This window comes from Stenotrophomonas sp. Bg11-02, assembly GCF_002836635.1.
Classification (GTDB): domain Bacteria; phylum Pseudomonadota; class Gammaproteobacteria; order Xanthomonadales; family Xanthomonadaceae; genus Stenotrophomonas; species Stenotrophomonas lacuserhaii.
In genome coordinates this window covers 17,127-35,768 of the sequence record NZ_PJAY01000041.1, presented here as the reverse complement: position 1 = coordinate 35,768, position 18,642 = coordinate 17,127, and the positions used below count along the sequence as shown (strand labels likewise).

The 18,642-nt window shown below is 60.2% G+C and carries 12 protein-coding genes, 1 tRNA gene and 1 pseudogene; 10 read left to right on the top strand and 4 right to left on the bottom strand.

Going from position 1 to position 18,642, the window contains the following annotated elements; genetic code table 11:
- Nucleotides 1–1,092: 1,092 nt before the first annotated feature.
- The 3 genes from CXG43_RS02115 to CXG43_RS02105 all read right to left on the bottom strand — a co-directional run bounded on the left by CXG43_RS02115 (nt 1,093) and on the right by CXG43_RS02105 (nt 3,761).
- A protein-coding gene (locus CXG43_RS02115) for an IS3 family transposase (RefSeq protein WP_101098482.1) occupies nt 1,093–2,252 on the bottom strand; the annotation gives its coding sequence in 2 pieces (ribosomal slippage) (nt 1,093–1,988 and nt 1,988–2,252; 1,161 coding nt in all).
- Nucleotides 2,253–2,573: 321 nt separating this feature from the next.
- Complete coding sequence (locus CXG43_RS02110; RefSeq protein ID WP_101098494.1) at nt 2,574–3,035, bottom strand: acetyltransferase; 462 nt, start codon at nt 3,033–3,035, stop codon at nt 2,574–2,576.
- A 144-nt stretch (nt 3,036–3,179) separates the two neighbouring features.
- Nucleotides 3,180–3,761: a TetR family transcriptional regulator gene (locus CXG43_RS02105; RefSeq protein WP_101098481.1), complete on the bottom strand. Its 582-nt coding sequence runs from the start codon at nt 3,759–3,761 to the stop codon at nt 3,180–3,182.
- Nucleotides 3,762–3,898: 137 nt separating this feature from the next.
- Between CXG43_RS02105 and CXG43_RS02100 the strand changes: the two are divergent.
- Both CXG43_RS02100 and CXG43_RS02090 read left to right on the top strand, forming a co-directional pair.
- Nucleotides 3,899–4,030, top strand: a pseudogene (locus tag CXG43_RS02100) (alkene reductase); the annotation flags it as partial.
- Nucleotides 4,031–4,529: 499 nt separating this feature from the next.
- A tRNA-Ile gene (locus tag CXG43_RS02090) sits at nt 4,530–4,632 on the top strand.
- A 3-nt stretch (nt 4,633–4,635) separates the two neighbouring features.
- Here CXG43_RS02090 and CXG43_RS02085 read toward each other — a convergent pair.
- On the bottom strand, nt 4,636–4,869 hold the full coding sequence (locus tag CXG43_RS02085; protein WP_232767550.1) for an SEC-C metal-binding domain-containing protein: 234 nt from the start codon (nt 4,867–4,869) through the stop codon (nt 4,636–4,638).
- A 1,008-nt stretch (nt 4,870–5,877) separates the two neighbouring features.
- Between CXG43_RS02085 and CXG43_RS02070 the strand changes: the two genes are divergently transcribed.
- From CXG43_RS02070 to CXG43_RS02035, 8 genes are all read left to right on the top strand, one after another.
- Nucleotides 5,878–7,512 carry a glycosyltransferase family 39 protein gene (locus CXG43_RS02070; RefSeq protein WP_157825032.1) on the top strand — a complete coding sequence of 545 codons (1,635 nt, stop codon included), beginning with the start codon at nt 5,878–5,880 and terminating at the stop codon, nt 7,510–7,512.
- A 163-nt stretch (nt 7,513–7,675) separates the two neighbouring features.
- Nucleotides 7,676–9,391, top strand: coding sequence for a phosphoethanolamine--lipid A transferase (locus CXG43_RS02065; protein WP_101098477.1), 1,716 nt, complete (start codon nt 7,676–7,678; stop codon nt 9,389–9,391).
- Nucleotides 9,392–9,464: 73 nt separating this feature from the next.
- Nucleotides 9,465–9,836: a diacylglycerol kinase gene (locus tag CXG43_RS02060; protein WP_101098476.1), complete on the top strand. Its 372-nt coding sequence runs from the start codon at nt 9,465–9,467 to the stop codon at nt 9,834–9,836.
- 144 nt (nt 9,837–9,980) lie between these two features.
- On the top strand, nt 9,981–10,292 hold the full coding sequence (locus CXG43_RS02055; RefSeq protein ID WP_232767549.1) for a hypothetical protein: 312 nt from the start codon (nt 9,981–9,983) through the stop codon (nt 10,290–10,292).
- Between the two features lie 56 nt (nt 10,293–10,348).
- Nucleotides 10,349–11,602, top strand: coding sequence for a TolC family protein (locus CXG43_RS02050; protein ID WP_101098474.1), 1,254 nt, complete (start codon nt 10,349–10,351; stop codon nt 11,600–11,602).
- A 53-nt stretch (nt 11,603–11,655) separates the two neighbouring features.
- A complete protein-coding gene (locus CXG43_RS02045) occupies nt 11,656–12,852 on the top strand; it encodes an efflux RND transporter periplasmic adaptor subunit (protein ID WP_332870932.1) in 1,197 nt (398 codons plus the stop codon).
- A 15-nt stretch (nt 12,853–12,867) separates the two neighbouring features.
- Complete coding sequence (locus CXG43_RS02040) at nt 12,868–16,104, top strand: CusA/CzcA family heavy metal efflux RND transporter (protein WP_101098472.1); 3,237 nt, start codon at nt 12,868–12,870, stop codon at nt 16,102–16,104.
- A 78-nt stretch (nt 16,105–16,182) separates the two neighbouring features.
- Complete coding sequence (locus CXG43_RS02035) at nt 16,183–18,642, top strand: heavy metal translocating P-type ATPase (protein ID WP_101098471.1); 2,460 nt, start codon at nt 16,183–16,185, stop codon at nt 18,640–18,642.

Sequence of the window (18,642 nt, the reverse complement as noted above, 5' to 3'; positions counted from 1 at the left end):
GCCTATCGACCGCATCCCGCACGCATCGGAACTTACACACCCTGCCGGGTTAGGCTTTGGCCTGAAAGATCGCAGTGGTCGGTCCGTTTGGAGTGTGGTGGCGAACACGCCATTCCCTCCGATAGGTCCAAGTGCTAGTTGGACGACAAATCGAATCTTCTTAGCATCTGTGGAGTGGCCAGGTCTTTGAATATAAGTGTGCCCCATTGTGAGATGTGCCATCAGTCCTTGGGCGCGCTGCGTCGAGACTGAGTTGGTCTTCCAGCCCCCATACAGCCTGACGACAAGGTCTGGCTCACTTCCAATAACAGCTGCCGGTAATTGCGCGCAAATGGCGGAAGCAGCCTCAATTGGACCCGGTGACCACAGTGCCGATGGAACGTTGTCGTAATCAATTAGAACGTACAAGGTCCCCTCTCCTCTCCGAGGCGCCCCAAATCTCTGCTCGCCAGTATAGCTTGCTCTGCACGGCAGTCAGCAAAGGGTTCCCGCACGGGCTCTTGGCGATCGTTCGGGCACTGAAGCGTAGGGGTGAGTCTAGGCGCCTGGGTTCGCATTGGACTCTGGCCGGACATCTCCTCACCCGCGATAACGTGCGCTAATCAACTTCTCCTCAAGCGCCGGCTCAGCGCCGTAGAACGACCTTTCGTTTCTGCGGATGCGACCGGTAAGCACTACGCGGCTGCAGCCTTAGATGACTGCCGACGTGTCGCTACGACACTTTTACCGAGAGCCAAAGGGATAGCGCACGCGCAGGTATTGCCCTTTTCTACACCTGCCACCCGCCTGTCTGGACGTATTGGTGTAGCCCACGTTGCTGCGCATTCGCGCCGGAATGCGCCCACGACCCGAGGATTACCTGTCGTGGGTACACCCGATGGCATGGTGACCAGCTCAAGTCCGCGTGCAATCTCTAACGCTCTCAGGCTGCCCAGGGCTGGACCGTTGGCCCAGACCACGCCCCGTGGCTCAGACCTGCCCTCTTCCGGGTCAGGAAAGTGTATTCAAGGCGCGCCCGCAGGCAGTCCCCGTGCGGTCAGTACCCAGCGCTACCCAGGAAGAAGGATGGACCGGCCAGACTTCCGTAGACATTCATGAGCCGCTTTGCGCGTAGCGCCGTTCAAACTCTACAGGGGCCAGGTTGCCAGAGAAACCATGCCGGCGAATTGGGTTGTAGAACATCTCAATGTAATTGAATACATCCGAGCGTGCCTCGTCCCGGGTGGGGTAGATCCGTCGCTTGATCCGCTCTTTCTTCAGTGCACTGAAAAAGCTCTCAGCCACCGCGTTGTCATGGCAGTTTCCGCGTCGACTCATGCTTGGGATCATGCCATGCTGCTTCAACAACGATAGCCAGTCGCTGCTCGTGAACTGGCTGCCTTGGTCAGAGTGGATGATCAAGCCCGCAGCAGGCTTTCGCTTCCATACCGCAGATACCAGTGCCTGTAGCACCAGGTCGGTGGTCATCTGGGACTGCATCGCCCAGCCAACGACTTGCCGTGAGTAAAGGTCGACGATCACTGCCAGGAAAATCCAGCCTTCGTAGGTTCGAATATATGTGATGTCGGTGACCCATGCCCTGTTTGGCGCAGCGGGCGAGAAGTCGCGATTGACGACGTTCTCAACCATCCCACGCGGACCGCCTCGATGGCGTGGCTTGATGCCGTAGCCAATTTCTGCCCTTATGCCCTCTGCCTTCATCAGACGTCGAACACGATGGCGGCTGCAACGTTCACCGGCCTCACGAAGTTCCCGGGTGATCTTGCGGTAGCCGTATACCGTTCCGCTTGCCAGCCAGGCGTGCTCGATAAGGCCGCGCAAACGATCATCCTCACGACGTCGCGGCCTGCCCGAATTGCCCACCCATGCATAGTAGCCACTGCGGTTAACCCCAAGCACTCGACACATGGCCGTCAGCCTGAACTCGCCCAAGTGCTCACGCATGAAAGCGTACTTCGCCGTCACCCCTTGGCGAAGTACGCCGCGGCTTTTTTCAGGATGTCGCGCTCTTCAGTCAGCCGTTTCACCTCGGCCTTCAACCGACGCACCTCGGCTGAGTCCTTGGGCGTGGGCAACATCGACCCCTCTGGTGTGCCTGCCAAGGCCTCGCTCTTGGCCTTGCGGAGCCATTGGTAAAGGCTGTGGGATGAGACCCCCAGCCGCTTGGCAACCTCGGCTACAGCAAAGCCCCTTTCGGTGACCTGCTTGACCGCTTCGGCCTTGAACTCATACGTGTACTGCTTGCTCGTCATAGACACCTCTCTCGCTTCCATTGATTATGGCTCTGAGATGTCTACGAAATCCTGACCGATCCAGTCCGGCTAACAAGCCGATGCATAGCCGGACCCAGCAAGCAGACCATGCCGCATCTCAAGAGCAGTGGACAAGCACTGATGGATGTCCGCCTTCGGCCAGAAGCGGTCTCTAGTAGTGAACGGTCACATCCGCGCCCAGGCGAGATCAAATTGAGCAGATCCATTGAAGGAGCAGACTAAGCTACCCGAGCCAGCACAGCGGGGTATCGACACAAGCTAACCATGTGACTCAAATGCCTTTGCTCTAACACGGTTTCCCTACAGCGCGGCGCCTAACTCACTATGTTCCTGGTATCGAAGATGGATCAGGGGATAAGGTCGCCCTTGCGAGTCGACCTCTGAACGACCGGATTCCACAAACCCCATCCGTCGGTAGAAGCCAACAGCTTGGGCGTTCTGCATATTGACGTCCGTGCTCAACGCCTGATGCAGCGACAATCCGTGCTGCAGTAATTGGCGGCCGACACCCGTCCCGCGCACGTCCGGATCGACAAAAAGCGCCTCCATGTGTGTTCCATGTATCAGCATGAGTCCGAGGATCTTGTCGTCTTCGTCCACAGCTACAGTCAGGGGCGCATCGGGTAGGAATCCGCAAACTTCGGCATCAATGCTCTTTCGATCTTCGACCTTGAGAAAGTGATGGGTCGCGTCCACGGAGCGCCGCCAGAGATCAACTAGAGCGGGGCCGTCTTCAGCGCGTGACGTGCGAAGTGAGTACATGACGGTGCCCTGCATAGTCCTGATTTGAGTTGAGATGCCCGCCAACGTCGAGCTGGGCCGTAATAGCTAGCGAAGAGTACCTGACCATCTGCTTTCGGCCACAAGCAGCCACACGCCTGACGCCAGCGAGCACCGGGCACGCGCCTAAGCCTCAGGCACACCTGACAGCCGTGCCAGTACGTCTGCGCGGCACACGTCCAGGATCTCCTCGGCCAGCGACGAATCATCCGGGCAGGAGCGTGACAACACGATGGCGCCGACGGCCTGCGCGATCAACGCGATCCGTTCTGCACGGGCACCCTGGGCTGCGGTGGCCTCGACCTGCGCATGATGCCCCTGCCCCGCTGCCAACTGCGCTTCGATACCCGCTGCGAAGGCCTGCTTGACCGACGTGGGCTGCCGCGCCGCATCACTGCAGAGCGCCGCCATCGTGCAGCCCTGGCCAGGATTGTCGCGATGCTCCCGCGACAGGTAATGGCCCAGGAACGCCGCCGCGTCCATCTCGCCCAGCGACTCGGACGAGTTGGCGAATCCGCAACTGGCAGATTCGGCCATCAGGTCCGCTTTGGACCCGAAGTGTTTGTAGAAGCCGCCGTGGGTAAAGCCCGCAGCGGCCATCAGGTCCGCCACGCCCACGCCGTCGAAGCCCCGTTCCCGGAAAAGCGCGGAAGCGGTCTCGACGATGTGTGCCCGGTTGGCCTGCGCTTGTGCCTTGGTGACCTTCATGACGGCTTGCCTCTTGGTGCTCTGCCCTGCTGGAAGCGCAGTTTACCACGTATAGATGATGCGCATCATCAAACCGTTGACATCTAAGATTACGCTCATCATCATTGCGCCATCCCCGCTTCCGAGTCCTCCTCGCCATGACAGCCGCGACGCTCTTCCAGCCCTGCCCCCTTGGCCGCGTCACTCTGGCCAACCGCATCGTGATGGCACCGCTGACGCGCAACCGCGCCGGGGCCGGCCTGGTGCCCAGTCCGCTGGCTGCCACCTACTAGAGGGCTGGCAGGGAATCGTTACGAGCACGGCCAGATCTTCGCTAACCGATTGATGGATCGCTGAATTCTACCCTCGGCCGCACTTCCAGGCTCGGCCCTCCCCTGGAAGCTGTGGCACCATTCAATAATGGCCACCACGTACTACTTCTTGGACACCGAGTGGGCCGATGTAACGGGCAGCGAGCTGGTGAGTCTGGCGCTGGTGAACGAAGGGGGAGACCGCCTTTTCTACGCTGAGCGAGCCAGCCTGCCCGACCCACCGACTTCGTTCGTCAAAGCGTCTACCCGCTGCTAGACCGCGGCGACGCAGCCCTGCCTGATGCCGCCCTGACTACCGAGCTGCGCGCCTTCCTCAGCGAGGTCGACGCGCCGGCGGTGATGGCGGATTTCCCGAACGATCTCCAGCTGCTGCGGTACGCCCTTGATGGGTTTGAGTTACCCGATGACCAGGTTGCCGCGTGCGGGCCCCGGCCGGCGCCGGTCATCCTACGATCACGCCCCTGTTGCTCATGTTGGTCAGAGCGCCGGCCTTATACCCCGGTGAGAGCACGCGCCAGATAAGCGCGTACACGTCGGTTCGATTCCGACCAGGGGCACCACCGTCAGCGACGGAAGAACCGCTCCACTTGCGCGCCATGGCAACGCTTGTACTTGCTGCCGCTGCCACACAGGCACGGCATATGCTCGCGCAATCCCGCACCGAGTGACTGACCCAGAAAGTCCCTCGCCTGCAGAAGAGGCTGGATTTCGGCTGCCGGAACGCTCACCTCGCCATACTGAGATGCGCGCTCGCCGCGGTTCATCACCCGCACGATCGCTTCGGACAAGCGCATCATCCGCCTTCCTGATTCCATCACCCTGGATCAGGGGGCCGCCTTTCCCATCAACTACGTCACCGCCCACTAGGCTTTGACCCGCATTGGACAGGTGAAGGCCGGGCAGACGGTGCTGATCTCTTGAGCGTCCGGGTCCGTGGGACACGCACTGATCCAGATGAGCAGAGCGCTGGGAGCCATGCCGAGTGCCGTCGTTTCCTCGGCCGCCAAGGTTGAACGAGCGAAGTGGTCTGGTGCTGAGGTTGTTGTGGATCTGGCCGAAGATGATCTGCGTGCAAGCGTGCTGAGAGGCACCGGCGGGAAAGGTGCAGACCTGGCCTTGGATCCAGTTGGTGGCAAGGTGCTCGGCCGCTCCCGCTCCACCCGCCCGGGCCCGGGCCCGGGCAAAACATGAACAAGCCTCAGCTTGCTGAGAACTATGATGCAAGGTATCTTCCCGGCCACGTCCGTATGGGTCGAAGCAGCACGTGACTTCCCTTGCCATCCACGCCAAGCGCTACGCCTTGGCACTGCTACTTGCAGTGCTGGTAATAGTGCCTGTCGTCGATGCTTCGGTCTGTTTCTCTGAAGAGCAGTCCCATCAGGAAGTAGCAGGGCCAGGCGAGAGGCACTCCGACAAGGCACACCCAGCCTGTGGTCATGGTCATTGCCATCACAGCAGTGCATTCGTGGCGTCTAACGGATTTGCGCCGGGCGAGGCGCCACTGGATGAGGGTGGGCACGTGTTCTACGAACGGCCCGTGGCGCCCCACACCCCCGACAGGCTGATTAGACCTCCCAGGGCTTGATCGCGACCCAGGCGCTAGGCGCCTGTTCGTCCTTCTGCGATCACCCTTAGCGGATCTTTCCATGATCACATCTTGTTTCTGGGCGCTTTGTGCGTCCGGCCGACGCGTGCCTGCTCGCGCAGTCGCCGAACGGCACCGTGCCGCCTCTAAGAAGGCGGCTTGAATGCCCCTCTCAATATCTACCTACCTCCGAACTCCGCGCGGTCAAGCGGCACTGCTGATGGCAACCGCTACGGTGGTCCTCGGTGCGGGCCTGGGCCTGCGCGACCCTTGGCCTGCCGATGAGCCGAGATTCGCCTTGGTTGCCTCCCAAATGGTGGACAGCGGAAACTGGCTGTTCCCACGCCGCGGTGGAGAGCTGTACGCAGACAAGCCTCCGCTCTTCATGTGGATCCAGGCTGCCCTGCTGCAGCTGACCGGAAATCTCAGGATTGCCTTCCTGCTTCCCTCGGTGCTGTCAGGTATCGCATGTGTGTGGATGACCTACGACCTAGGACGGCGCTTGTGGTCCAAGCAGGCCGGGATCTACGCAGGTTGGGCGCTACTCCTCGCCGTGCAGTTCACTCTGCAGATGAAGCGCGCGCAGATCGATCCCCTGCTGCTTGCATGGGTCACCTTGGCCCACTACGGCCTCATTCGGCACATTGTTCGCGGTCCGGATTGGCGGATGTGGACCGTGGCGTGGTTTGCGGCCGGGTTGGGAGTGATCACCAAGGGCGTGGGAGTGATTGCACTCTTCATGCTGGTTCCAGCCCTGGCGCTGACGTTTTCCAGGAAGATGAGTGCTTCTTGGATAGGTGATCGACGCGCGTGGCTGGGACCCCTGGCCTTGTTGGTCGCGATCGGCATCTGGCTCATTCCGATGCTGATCGCTGTATGGATCCACCCCACCCAAGAGAACCTTGAGTACGCGCGTAACATCCTGTTCCGCCAGACGATCCAGCGTTACGGAAACTCATGGCATCACTTCCAGGCACCGTGGTACTTCCTCGTAGTTATAGCTACGTCGTGGTTGCCAACGATCGCCCTTCTTCCCTGGGCGGGCCCAAGCCTCTACAAAGGGCTTTGTCGCTTTGACGAACGTCTATGGCTTCCGGTCGGCAGCCTCGCCCTGATCGTACTGTTCTTTTCAGTTCCTGCAGGAAAGCGGGACATGTACATCCTCCCCGGCCTGCCGATGCTGTGCTTGGCGCTCGCTGCGTCTCTTCCAGACATTGTCGGAAGAGTCGGAGTACGAAGATTGGCGACCGCGTTTGTCTCGCTCCTGGGTACGGCAACGGCGACCTTGGGGATATGGATGCTCGCTTCCAACCCTCGGTTCGAAGTGAAGCTTCTCACTGAGCGTGGCTCTAGTGAGGACTCGCACTCGATCGCCATCCTGGTCCTCCTCGCCTCGTTGCCCTTGCTGGTTGGTGCGGCTCTTTCACTTTCAGGCAGCGCCTGGAAGGGGCTGGTCACGGGGATGAGTGGTTTTTGGGTCGTCTACGGGCTTGCGGGTCCCAGCGTCCTGAACGAGGCAAGCTCATCCCGGGGGCTCATGGAACAGGTGAGCACACGCATCGGACCTTCGGCGCAACTGGGACTGGTCGGTTGGCGCGAGCAGCAATTGCTCATGTCGCAATCAGCCACGGCGGAGTTCGGCTTCAATCGGCCTGCTAGGCAGCAGCTTGCCATGGCATTGAGTTGGCAGCAGGAGCGCCAGGACGTGCGTTGGCTGCTCATTGAGGGGTCCGTGCTAGAGAACTGCGGTGATCGAAGGCCGGATCCATCCTTGCAGTTTGGAGTAGCCAATCGAAGAACCTGGTGGCTCATTCCGGCTGGAGCTCTATCGACATGCGAAACCTCAATTCGCTAGACCTCGCCGCCGCTTCCGAGTGTCGAGGGCGTCAGGTCCTTTGCACCTGTACTGCCCCTCTGAGCACCCCTTAAGTAGACCCGCGAGCACAGCGACTTCGGTTTGCACAGCGCCGGCGTACTCGCCATGAGCGCGTCTGCGGGTCCATCAAACGGAAAAACAAATGGACTACTTGAAAAAATGCTTCAGCCGGAGTGATCGGCAAGGCCGAGCTGTCTCAGATCCACTCGGTCGGCTTGGCAGGCATGTCAGGGGACCTCAGCTGGGGATCAGTACTCTGATCATCGTTGTGGCGTTGTACTTCACGTTGTTCCTCAACAACGCCTTCTTTGCAGAGGTCATCGCCAAGAGTGGTGTTGATGGAGCGGCCCGTGCGCTGCTTCTCTTGTCAACGGCAGCGATTCTTACCTCCTTGAACGTACTCTTTCTTGGGTTGTTGTGCACTCGATGGACGGTAAAGCCCGTCGTTTCCTTGCTTCTTGTCGTGTCCGCTGCTGCCGCCTACAACTCAGACAATTACAGCGTCTACTTCGATGCAAGCATGGTGCGAAACGTGCTGAAGACTGACAGCGCAGAGGCTGGCGAGCTGCTGACCTGGGGATTCTTCCTTGCGGTGTTGATGAAAGGCGTGTTTCCAGCCGTCGTGGCATGTACGGTTCGGATCCGGCGTCCCTCCAGTGTGGCGAGCGCCGTACTTGCTAGAGTCCTTCTGCTCGGCGTTTCTGTCGTGGTCATAACTGGCGCGGCCTTCGCCTCGTTCGACAACCTGTCCTCGCTCATGCGTAACCACAAGCCAGTCAGGTACTTGGCAACACCCGGAAACTATCTTGCTTCCATTGCCAAGGTTGTCCGAGAAGAGACGCGAGCCGAACGGGGTCCGATTCAGGTGGTCGGTCCGGACGCCAGAATGGAGCCCCATCCACCAGGTGCGAAGCCACACTTTCTGGTCATAGTCGTAGGCGAGACGGTTCGCGCGCAGAACTGGGGACTGAATGGATATAGCCGGCAGACAACGCCACAGCTGGCGGCATCGGACGTTGTCAACTTCTCGGACGTGACTGCCTGCGGGTCAAATACTGAAGTTTCCGTGCCTTGTATGTTCTCGGTGTATGGAAGGCGAGACTACGATCGAGACAAGATCAGGGGCTCAGAGTCGCTGCTTCATGTGCTTGAGCGAGCTGGCATCAAGACGTTATGGCGGGACAACCAGACAGGTTGTAAGGGGGTTTGCGCGGACCTGGCATTTGAGTCCTTCCGCGTGCCTATCAAGGATGGGTTGTGCGATGACCAAGCGTGCCGCGATGAGATCATGTTGCGGGGATTGCATGACGCGATCGATGACAATCCGGGTGATGTTGTGGTCGTTCTGCATCAGCTGGGGAACCACGGGCCGAGCTACTACAAGCGATATCCCGAGGGTCTGAGGAGGTTCACGCCTGACTGCCGCAATGCAGATCTGGGCAAGTGCACACGCCAGCAGATCGTCAATGCGTATGACAACGCAGTTCTTGCAACAGATGACTTCTTAGGAAAGGCCATCCGCATGCTTGAGCAGGATCAAAGCCATGACACTGGATTGATCTACGTATCCGACCACGGTGAGTCACTGGGCGAGGCGAACGTCTATCTCCACGGTCTCCCCTATGCCATTGCTCCCGACACTCAGATCAAAGTGCCCATGGTCATGTGGATGTCCGAGGGCATGAAGAGCAGCAACAACCTAGACCTTCAATGTGTCCGGGACCGATCAAAGCGGCCGGCCAGCCACGACAACCTCTTCCATTCTGTACTCGGCCTCATGCAGGTCCGGACGAAGTCGTTGGACGAAAGCCTGAATCTTTTCTCCGGTTGTTCCATCAACTCCGGGTCCACCCCATAACGGGCGACAACGAGCACGCTGCTGGAAGCGCCCAGCAGCGGCTCTTGGGGTCCTAAATTAAGGAAGCAACGCAGTGGCAGATATGTACGGTCATCGTCCGCGGAGCATTGCCCGCGTCTTCAAGGCGCTCCGCTGGTCCCTCCAAGGACTACGATCGGCTTGGCTGCATGAATCCTCGTTTCGACTCGAGGTTGTCGCGGCCGTGGTGGCACTACCGGCAGCGATTCTGCTGGGCCACTCAGCGGTAGAGCGAGCACTTCTAATGGGGAGCGTGCTGGCTGTGCTGGCCTTGGAGCTGCTGAACTCCGCCATCGAAGCGGTTATCGAACGCTACGGCCCAGAGATCCATGAGCTGGCGGGTCGCGCCAAAGACATGGGTTCGGGCGCTGTGTTCGTGGCTCTTTGCAACGTGGCGCTCATTTGGGCCCTGGTCCTGCTGGGTTGACCCTCTAGGCACCCTAACCTGAACAGGACCCGACAGCGCGTCCGGTGTCGTAACTGTAGTATTTCTATGTAATTGTATCCGTCCAGACGAGGTTGCTAGCCTTCCCCCATGCGTCGCTCTCTGCCCGCCATCCGTATGTACCTGATGCTGCTGCTTCTGGCGGTGTTCGTGGTCGTGCCCGTGGCTGAGGCATTGGCATGCGCGCAGGAGGCTCCAGCCACCGTAGGTGACATGCACGGCGTCTCAGGCGAATCGGACCAGGACCCCGGCAAGGGCAAGGATTCGTCTGGCGCCGATAACTGTGGCCATGGGCATTGCCACCATTCAACGGCAAGCCTGCCAACTGCCGGTCACGATGATCTGTTCGCCGATGGCCGGATCTCGCTGCACAGTACCAAGCACGCGGACGTCTACGCGTTCCGACTCGACGGTCCCATGCGCCCCCCCCGTATCTGATCTGGCTCTGCCCCGCACTTGCGGGTCGTTCGCTCAGATAATTTACGGGAGTTTTTATGTCGATTTTGACAGGCCGGTCGCTTTCAGCGACCGGGTTGGCTGTGGCTATTCTGTTGGCGTTGGTGCCAACCGGACATGTGGCTGCTCAAACTGCACCATCTTACGAATCGTTGCTTTCTCGCTTGGACCAGATGCCTGCGACCGTCCAGGGCGTCGCGCTGGCTGAGGCCGCCGAGGCGCGGGTACAACAGGCTCGGGCACTACCCAATCCAACGGTCTCCATCGAAGCGGAAAATGCATACGGCACGGGACCCTATAAAGGCTTTTCCAACGCTGACAGCATTGTCACGCTTTCCCAGCCATTGGAGATCTGGGGTCAACGAGGGGCCCGAGTGCGCGCCGCGCGTGCGGAGGCAGGCGCGGCAGGCTTACGGGGTGATCTGATGCGCAGTGACGCAGCCGGACGCTTGGCGGCAACATATGCCGAAGCAGAGGCTGCGTTGCGCCGTTATGAACTGGCCAGCGAAGCATTGGCGTTGATTGAACAGGACGCTAAGGCCGTGGCTGCGATGGTCAGCGAGGGCCGTGAGCCCAACCTGCGCGGTGTGCAGGCACGGAGCGAGGTCGCCAATGCGAAGGCAAGCCTGGATGAGGCCGAGGCCTACCGGGATGCGGCGCTTGCGCGCCTGGCCGGGGTGTCCTTGGTGGACAGTCCCCTGACCGACATCGGTGAAAGCCTGCTTGACCGCGTGCCCTCTCACCCAGTCGCTATTGAGGCACCCCCGCTTGCCGTTCGCATTGCACAGGCTGAAGCGGAGGCCTCCGGTCGCCTTATAGATGTCGAGCGCAAGCGTGCCTTGCCACAATTGAGTGCGTCCGTGGCTCAGACGCGCTTCCGCCAAGCAGGCGACCAGGCCTACAACGTGGGCATCAGCCTTTCGATCCCCCTATTTGACCGTAACCGCGGTGCGATCCAGGCCGCCTACGCGGAACAACGTGCTGCCGAAGCGGTTCTGGTTGCTCAGAAGCGTGACAGTGAAGCAGCCCGCTTGGGGGCAGTTGCGAGTCTCAAAGCATCCAACAGCCGCGCACGGGCCGCAGATGAGAGCGTACAAGCTGCAGACGAAGCCTATCGGCTGGCCCGCATCGGATTCGAGGCAGGTCGTATATCGCAATTGGAGCTGCGCAGCACGCGATCAACCCTGATCGCTGCTCGTGGCAGTGCTGTGGATGCCCGTCTTAGCCGGGTGGCAGCAGAAATCGACCTCGCCCGCCTTGAAGGGCGCGAACCGTTTGTGGAGGCAAAATGAACAAGTACGGAAACAAAACGCTCATCGGAGCGACGCTGTTGGCTACCTTGCTGATGACCGGCGGGCTGACCGCATGCAGTGGCGGTGCCCAGGAGGATGCTAAATCCAGTGGTGCCCAGGCAGAGAAGCCGGCTGGCAAGGATGACGGTCACGACGATCACGCAGCTGACGCCAAGCCGGGCTCCGCAGAGGCGCACAGTGAGGGTTATGGCGATGGCGATCACGGCGAAGAGGAGGCCGAGGAAGGTGTAGTCAAGCTGACCCCTGACCAGATCAAGGCTTCTGGCATCGGCGTGGTGGCTGTCGGGCGCGGCGGTGGCGCATCGACCCGCCTAGCTGGGCGCGTCGAGCCGGCCATCGGGGGGCGTGCTGCGATCGCATCAACGGTCACCGGCCGCGTTGAACGCGTGCTTGTTGCACCTGGTACGGCCGTCAAGAGCAACCAGCCCCTGGTGATCGTTGTTAGTGGAGAAGCCGCGACGTTCAAGGCCGCCGCTACTGTCGCAGCGGCGGAGGCCGAAGCCATCCGCCTGGCCTACGGCCGCGATAAATCCCTTGTCGAGCAAGGCGTAGTGGCACGCCAGGAGCTGGAGGCGTCGCGTGCGCGATCTTTGGCCGCGGATGCTGCCGCTAGTGCTGCACGTGCGCAGGTTGCGGCCAGCGGGTCTCCGGACAGTTCCGGCCGGGTGACCATCTCGAGTCCTGTCGCTGGCTTGGTTGGCAACGTCCAAGTGACGCCCGGTGGCGTCGTCTCAGCTGGGACGCTTGTTGCGGAGGTTTCCAATCCCGACATGAATGAACTCGTATTCACTGCACCGCCAGCACTGGCCACTCTCGCGGTGCCCGGAATGAAGCTGGAAGTGACTGGCCCGGGCGGAAGCTTCGAAGCTGAGGTCATTGCCGCCGCTGCGAATGTGATGCAGCAGGGCGGCACCGCGACCATTCGCGCCAAACCAATTTCGGAGAAGTTGCCACCGGCCGGCTCCCCCGTTTCGGCCGTCATCATCGCCGATGGCGCCGCCGGAGGCATGAGCGTGCCGGCAGATGCGGTCCAAAGCGTTGATGGCAGAAGTGTTGTCTTCGTTGCCGTCGAGGGTGGTTTCAAGGCAACGCCGGTACTCGCTGGCCGTCGTGCAGGTAATCGAATCGAAATCCTTAACGGCCTGATGGGTAGTGAGCGCCTCGTAGGCGCCAATGCCTTCCTGCTCAAGGCCGAACTGGCCAAGGGTGAAGCCGAGCACGGCCACTAAGGGAACTCATACACCATGTTCAAGATCATCATTGAAGCAGCGGTCAAGTTCCGCTGGCTCGTGGTGTTTCTGGCTGCATTGATTGCCTGCTTTGGCTTGTTCCAACTGAGCAAGCTGCCAGTCGATGCTGTACCAGATATCACCAACCGCCAAGTTCAGATCAATACCATCGCACCTGCCCTTACTCCGGAGCAGATTGAACGCCAGGTTACCTATCCTCTGGAAACGGCCTTGGCCGGAATCCCGGGTCTGAACACCACTCGTTCCCTGTCACGCAATGGCTTCTCTCAGGTCACGGCGATCTTTACTGATCAGACCGACATCTATTTCGCCCGCCAGCAGGTGGCAGAGCGGATGCGGGAGGCTGCCGGAGATCTGCCCGAGGGCGTGTCCCCCATGCTCTCCCCGGTTACAACCGGGCTGGGCGAGGTTCTCATGTGGACGGTGGACTTCAAGCCATTTGACCCCAAGAAGCTAGCCAAGCCCGGCCAGGCTGGCTGGCAAGAAGGTGAGGTTTACCTGACACCAGAGGGCGATCGACTTGGAACCGCCCAGGAGCGCGCAACGTACCTGCGTACTGTCCAGGACTGGATCATCGCACCACAGATGCGCTCCAGCCCCGGCCTGGCCGGTGTTGATACGGTAGGTGGCTACGTCAAGGAATACGGCATCTACCCCGACAGCGCTCGACTGGCGGCATACAACCTGGGTCTGGCCGATTTGGTCCAAGCTCTGGAACGCTCCAACGTCCAGGCTGGTGCCGGTTTCGTCCAGCGTGCGGGCGAAGGGCTGGTCGTTCGGGCCGACGGCCTTGCCCTGACGACCGACGACCTGGCTCAGTCGCCGGTTGCCACCAAGGACGGCGTGGTGATCCGGGTGGCCGATGTTGCCGAGGTCGGGATGGGGCGCGCCCCACGGCTTGGTGCAGCTAGCCGAAACGGTCATGAGGCAGTACTGGGCACGGCACTCATGATCGCTGGCGGCAACAGCCGCACCGTCGCTCAAGCTGCTGCTGAGCGTCTGGCACAGGTCAATGAATCCCTACCCGCCGAGATCTTCGCAGAGCCAGTGCTGGACCGTAGTGTGCTGGTTAACTCCACTGTCAAGACTGTCGCCAAGAACCTAACCGAAGGTGCCCTGCTGGTCGTCGTTGTGCTGTTCCTGCTGCTAGGCAACCTGCGTGCGGCAGCCATCACCGCCTTGGTTATTCCGCTGTCGTTCCTGTTCGCTGTTATCGGCATGAACAAGTTCGGTATCAGCGGCAACCTGATGAGCTTGGGAGCGCTGGACTTCGGCATCCTTGTAGATGGCGCGGTAATTGTGATCGAGTCCACCCTGCTGATGCTTGGGAAGCGGCGTGCCGAACTTGGCCGACCCCTCAATGCAATGGAGCGACTGCGTGTGGCCGCCGACTCGGCGAGGAAGATGGCGCGTCCTGCAGCGTTCGGCCAGGTGATCATCCTGTTGGTCTTCGCACCGATCCTTACGTTGGAAGGTGTGGAAGGCAAGACCTTCCACCCGATGGCCGCCACCTTCATGCTCGCCCTCGTTGGCGCGTTCATCTTCTCCTTTACCTTCGTACCGGCGATGGCTGCCCTGCTGGTCAGGGAACCCAAGCTCCATGCGAAGAAGGAGGGACACGAGGGCGACCAGGACGAAGAACATGAGACAGCAATCATCCGCGTCCTGCGCGGCCGTATTGAACCGGCGATCCAAGCGGCGATTCGTAGGCCCAAGGCAGTGTTCGCTAGCGCCCTTTTGATGCTCGGGATGGGCGTGGTCGGCTTTACGATGCTGGGTCGTGAGTTCATGCCAACCCTTGATGAGGGAAACCTCGCCATGCAGGCATTGCGTGTGCCATCGACGTCGCTTGAGCAATCGTTGGCTATGCAGTTGGCGCTGGAGAAGGCCATTGCTGCTGAACCAGAGGTCGTGACGGTCTTCTCGCGGACCGGTACCGCAGAAGCAGCTATCGACCCCATGCCGACCAACATCTCCGACAGTGTGATCGTACTTAAGCCAAGAAAGGAGTGGCCTGACTCTTCCCTGAGCAAGGAGGATCTGATTGCGAGGTTTGAAAAGATCGCCGCCTCGCAGATAGGCAACAGCTTTGAATTCAGCCAGCCCATCGAGCTGCGCTTCAATGAGCTGATCTCAGGTGTACGTACGGACTTGGCCGTCATGATCTACGGCGACAACTTCGAGCAACTGCAAGCTGTTGCCGACCAGATCGCGCTGAAGCTAAGAAACGTTCAGGGCTCGGCAGATGTCCGTGTTGAGCAGATTTCCGGCCTACCCACCCTCAATGTGGCGATCGATCATCTTGCAGCTGCGCAGTATGGCCTCACGGCGGCGGACGTAAGCGACGCGCTTTCAACCGGTATTGGCGGCGCCGCGGCAGGCAAGATCTTCGAGGGTGACCGCCGGTTCGATGTTGTTGTTCGCCTCAGCGACGACGCACGCAATGACCCCGATCAGCTCGCATCGCTGCCGATTGCAACGCCTACTGGGGGCATCGTCCCGCTCTCCTCTGTCGCACGCATCGAGATCAGCGAGGGGCCGAACCAGATCAGTCGAAACAACGGAAGCCGCCGTGTCGTGGTGCAGGCAAATGTTCGCGGTCGTGACTTGGGCGGGTTTGTGGGAGAGGCCCAGGCGGCGGTGAAGGACGTACAGCTTCCACCGGGCGCGCACATGACGTGGGGCGGTCAGTTCGAGAACTTGCAGCGGGCTGAAAAGCGACTCATGACAGTTGTTCCGATTGTCTTCCTGCTGATCGGCAGCCTCCTGTTCATGGCATTGGGCAGTGCAAAGGAGGCGGGTTTGGTGTTCACCTGCGTCCCGCTTGCCCTAGTTGGCGGAATTCTCGCATTGCTGGTGCGTGGTATGCCGTTCTCGGTATCGGCCGCTGTCGGATTCATCGCTGTATCGGGTGTTGCGACGCTGAACGGATTGGTGCTCATGCAAGCCATCAGAGAGAGGCTTGATGCTGGTGACAGTCCACTGATCGCGGCAATGAACGGCGCCGGCAGCCGAATTCGCGCTGTCGTGACCACCGCGCTGGTGGCGATCGTCGGCTTCATTCCTATGGCCATTGCCAGTGGGTCTGGCGCTGAGGTGCAGAAGCCTCTCGCGACGGTGGTCATTGGCGGCCTGTTGACCGCCACAGTGCTCACACTGCTTGTGCTGCCGACATTTGCGGGCCGTTTGTCCAAGCCAGATCCCAAAGGGCAACCGGAAACTGCCCACTGATTGATGGAATGTTTGGGTCCGGCAGCGCATCTGCCTGCCGGACTTCCCGATCCATTCTTATGACGTTGGAGGGAACACATGAACCTGACCACAGAAATCGAACTGCCGCTACTACTCCCAGGCGTCGCTCGCGACGACAGCTGCGTGCAGAGGCTGGTCGATGGCCTTGAGGAAATGAACGGAGTATCGCGCGTGCACGCGTGCGAGGGTGGCGAGGGAGCTCTCGGAATGCTCTGCATTCATTACAACCCCGAGATCGTCTCGCTTCAGCGAGTGCGAGAGGTGGCGGCATCCATGGGCGTTGAGTTGGGTGATCGGTATGGCCACCTTTTCTTGGAGCTTGGTTCGGCCGTTCACGCACGAAAGGCAAGGACAATTGCGGCGCAAGTGCAGGCCGTACCAGGCGTCATTGAAGCCACCACCAGCCCAGCTGGCGGCATAAGTATCGAGTACGAGAGAGCCAAGACAGGCGAGGCGGAGCTGAGAGCGAAGCTTGACGCGCTGGGTGTAGCGCAAGAGCCACCGAGTCCGAGGGGAGATTTGAAGGATCAGCACGAAGGACACGATCACAAGGACGGACAGGACCCCGGTCATTCCCACGGGGGCCTCCTGGGTGGCAATAGTGAGCTGATCTTCTCACTTGCTTGCGGCCTGCTCCTGATCGTGGGATTTGCGATTGAAAAGCTTGGGTTGACCCAAACGCCCTGGATTCCCACAGCGTTTTACGTAGCAGCCTACGTCTTTGGCGGCTGGTTCACGCTTGGCGAGGCGATCGGGAATATCAAGCTAAAGCGCTTTGAGATCGATACGCTGATGCTGGTTGCAGCGGCAGGCGCAGCCGCGCTCGGCGCATGGGCCGAAGGCGCTTTGCTTCTGTTCCTCTTCAGTCTCGGTCACGCCCTTGAACATTACGCGATGGGCCGGGCGAAGCGTGCGATCGAAGCTCTCGCCAAGCTTGCCCCTGAGACCGCCAAGGTACTGAGGGATGGACGGGTGGTTGAAGTCCGGGTTGAAGCCTTGATACCTGGAGACGTCGTGGTCGTACGTCCCAATGACCGGATGCCGGCGGACGGATTCGTTATCAAAGGGGCTAGCAGCGTTGACCAAGCCCCTGTCACCGGGGAAAGCATCCCGGTCGATAAGCTGGCAGTCAGTGACCCTGCCCTGGCACGGGTTCGGTCTGATTCGGTGGCAATGGAGTCACGTGTTTTCGCCGGCACTATCAATGGCTCTGGCGCCTTGGAGGTTGAAGTCACGCGTAGATCAGGGGAATCCGCCCTCGCTCGCGTCGTCAAGATGGTAAGTGAGGCTGAGACGAGGAAGTCGCCCACGCAGCGCTTTACGGACAAGTTCGAGAGAGTGTTCGTTCCTGCGGTATTGATTCTGGCTGCACTCCTTCTCTTCTCCTGGGTTGTGGTTGATGAGCCATTCCGTGACAGCTTCTATCGTGCTATGGCAGTTTTGGTAGCAGCGAGCCCCTGCGCACTGGCCATAGCCACGCCAAGTGCTGTTCTGGCGGGGATCGCAAGAGCCGCACGTGGTGGTGTACTCATCAAAGGTGGAGCGCCGCTCGAAGAGTTAGGAATGATCCGCGCCATCGCGTTTGACAAGACCGGAACGCTCACCCAAGGCAAGCCGCGCATCACCGATATCAAGGTCATGCAGGGGGCAACGGAGAAAGAGTTGCTCCAAATTGCGGTGGCCGTAGAGGCCCTCAGTGACCACCCGTTAGCTGCAGCCATCGTTCGCGACGGGAGCGCTCGACTGGGCGACATCCAGGTGACGGGCGCGACGGATCTTACGAACTTTGCGGGGAGCGGCGTTCAGGCAAAAGTGAACGGCATCAGCGCCTGGATCGGAAAAGCAGAGATGTTCGGTAACGGTAGCATTGGAGCTCTCACCACTGACGCGCAGTCTGCTATCGATGTACTGCGCGAAGCTGGGAGAACGACCATGGCGGTTCGCCTGGGCGACCGGGACCTGGGCATCATCGGGCTGATGGACACGCCGCGCCCAGAGGCACGTGAGGCATTGGAAAAGTTACGGAGCTTGGGCATCCAGCGGATGATCATGATCTCCGGTGACCATCAGACTGTTGCCCAAGCTGTAGCAAGGGACGTCGGTTTGGACGAGGCATGGGGCAATCTCATGCCCGACGATAAGGTAAAGGCGATCCGTCAATTAAAAGAGACGGAGCGGGTGGCGATGGTGGGCGACGGCGTAAATGACGCACCTGCAATGGCCAGTGCAAGTGTGGGTATTGCGATGGGAGCGGCCTCTTCCGATGTCGCGCTGGAGACTGCTGATGTTGCCCTCATGTCCGAGGACCTGAAACAGGTTGCCTTCGCTGTGGAGCTCAGTCGTCGCACCCGAGGGGTGATCCGTCAGAACGTCTATGTCAGCCTTGGCGTTGTCGCACTGCTCGTTCCAGCCACAATCATGGGTCTTGGCATTGGTCCCGCCGTAGCCGTGCACGAGGGCTCGACGTTGCTGGTGGTGTTCAATGCCCTTCGGCTTCTCGGCTACCGTCAGTCCTGA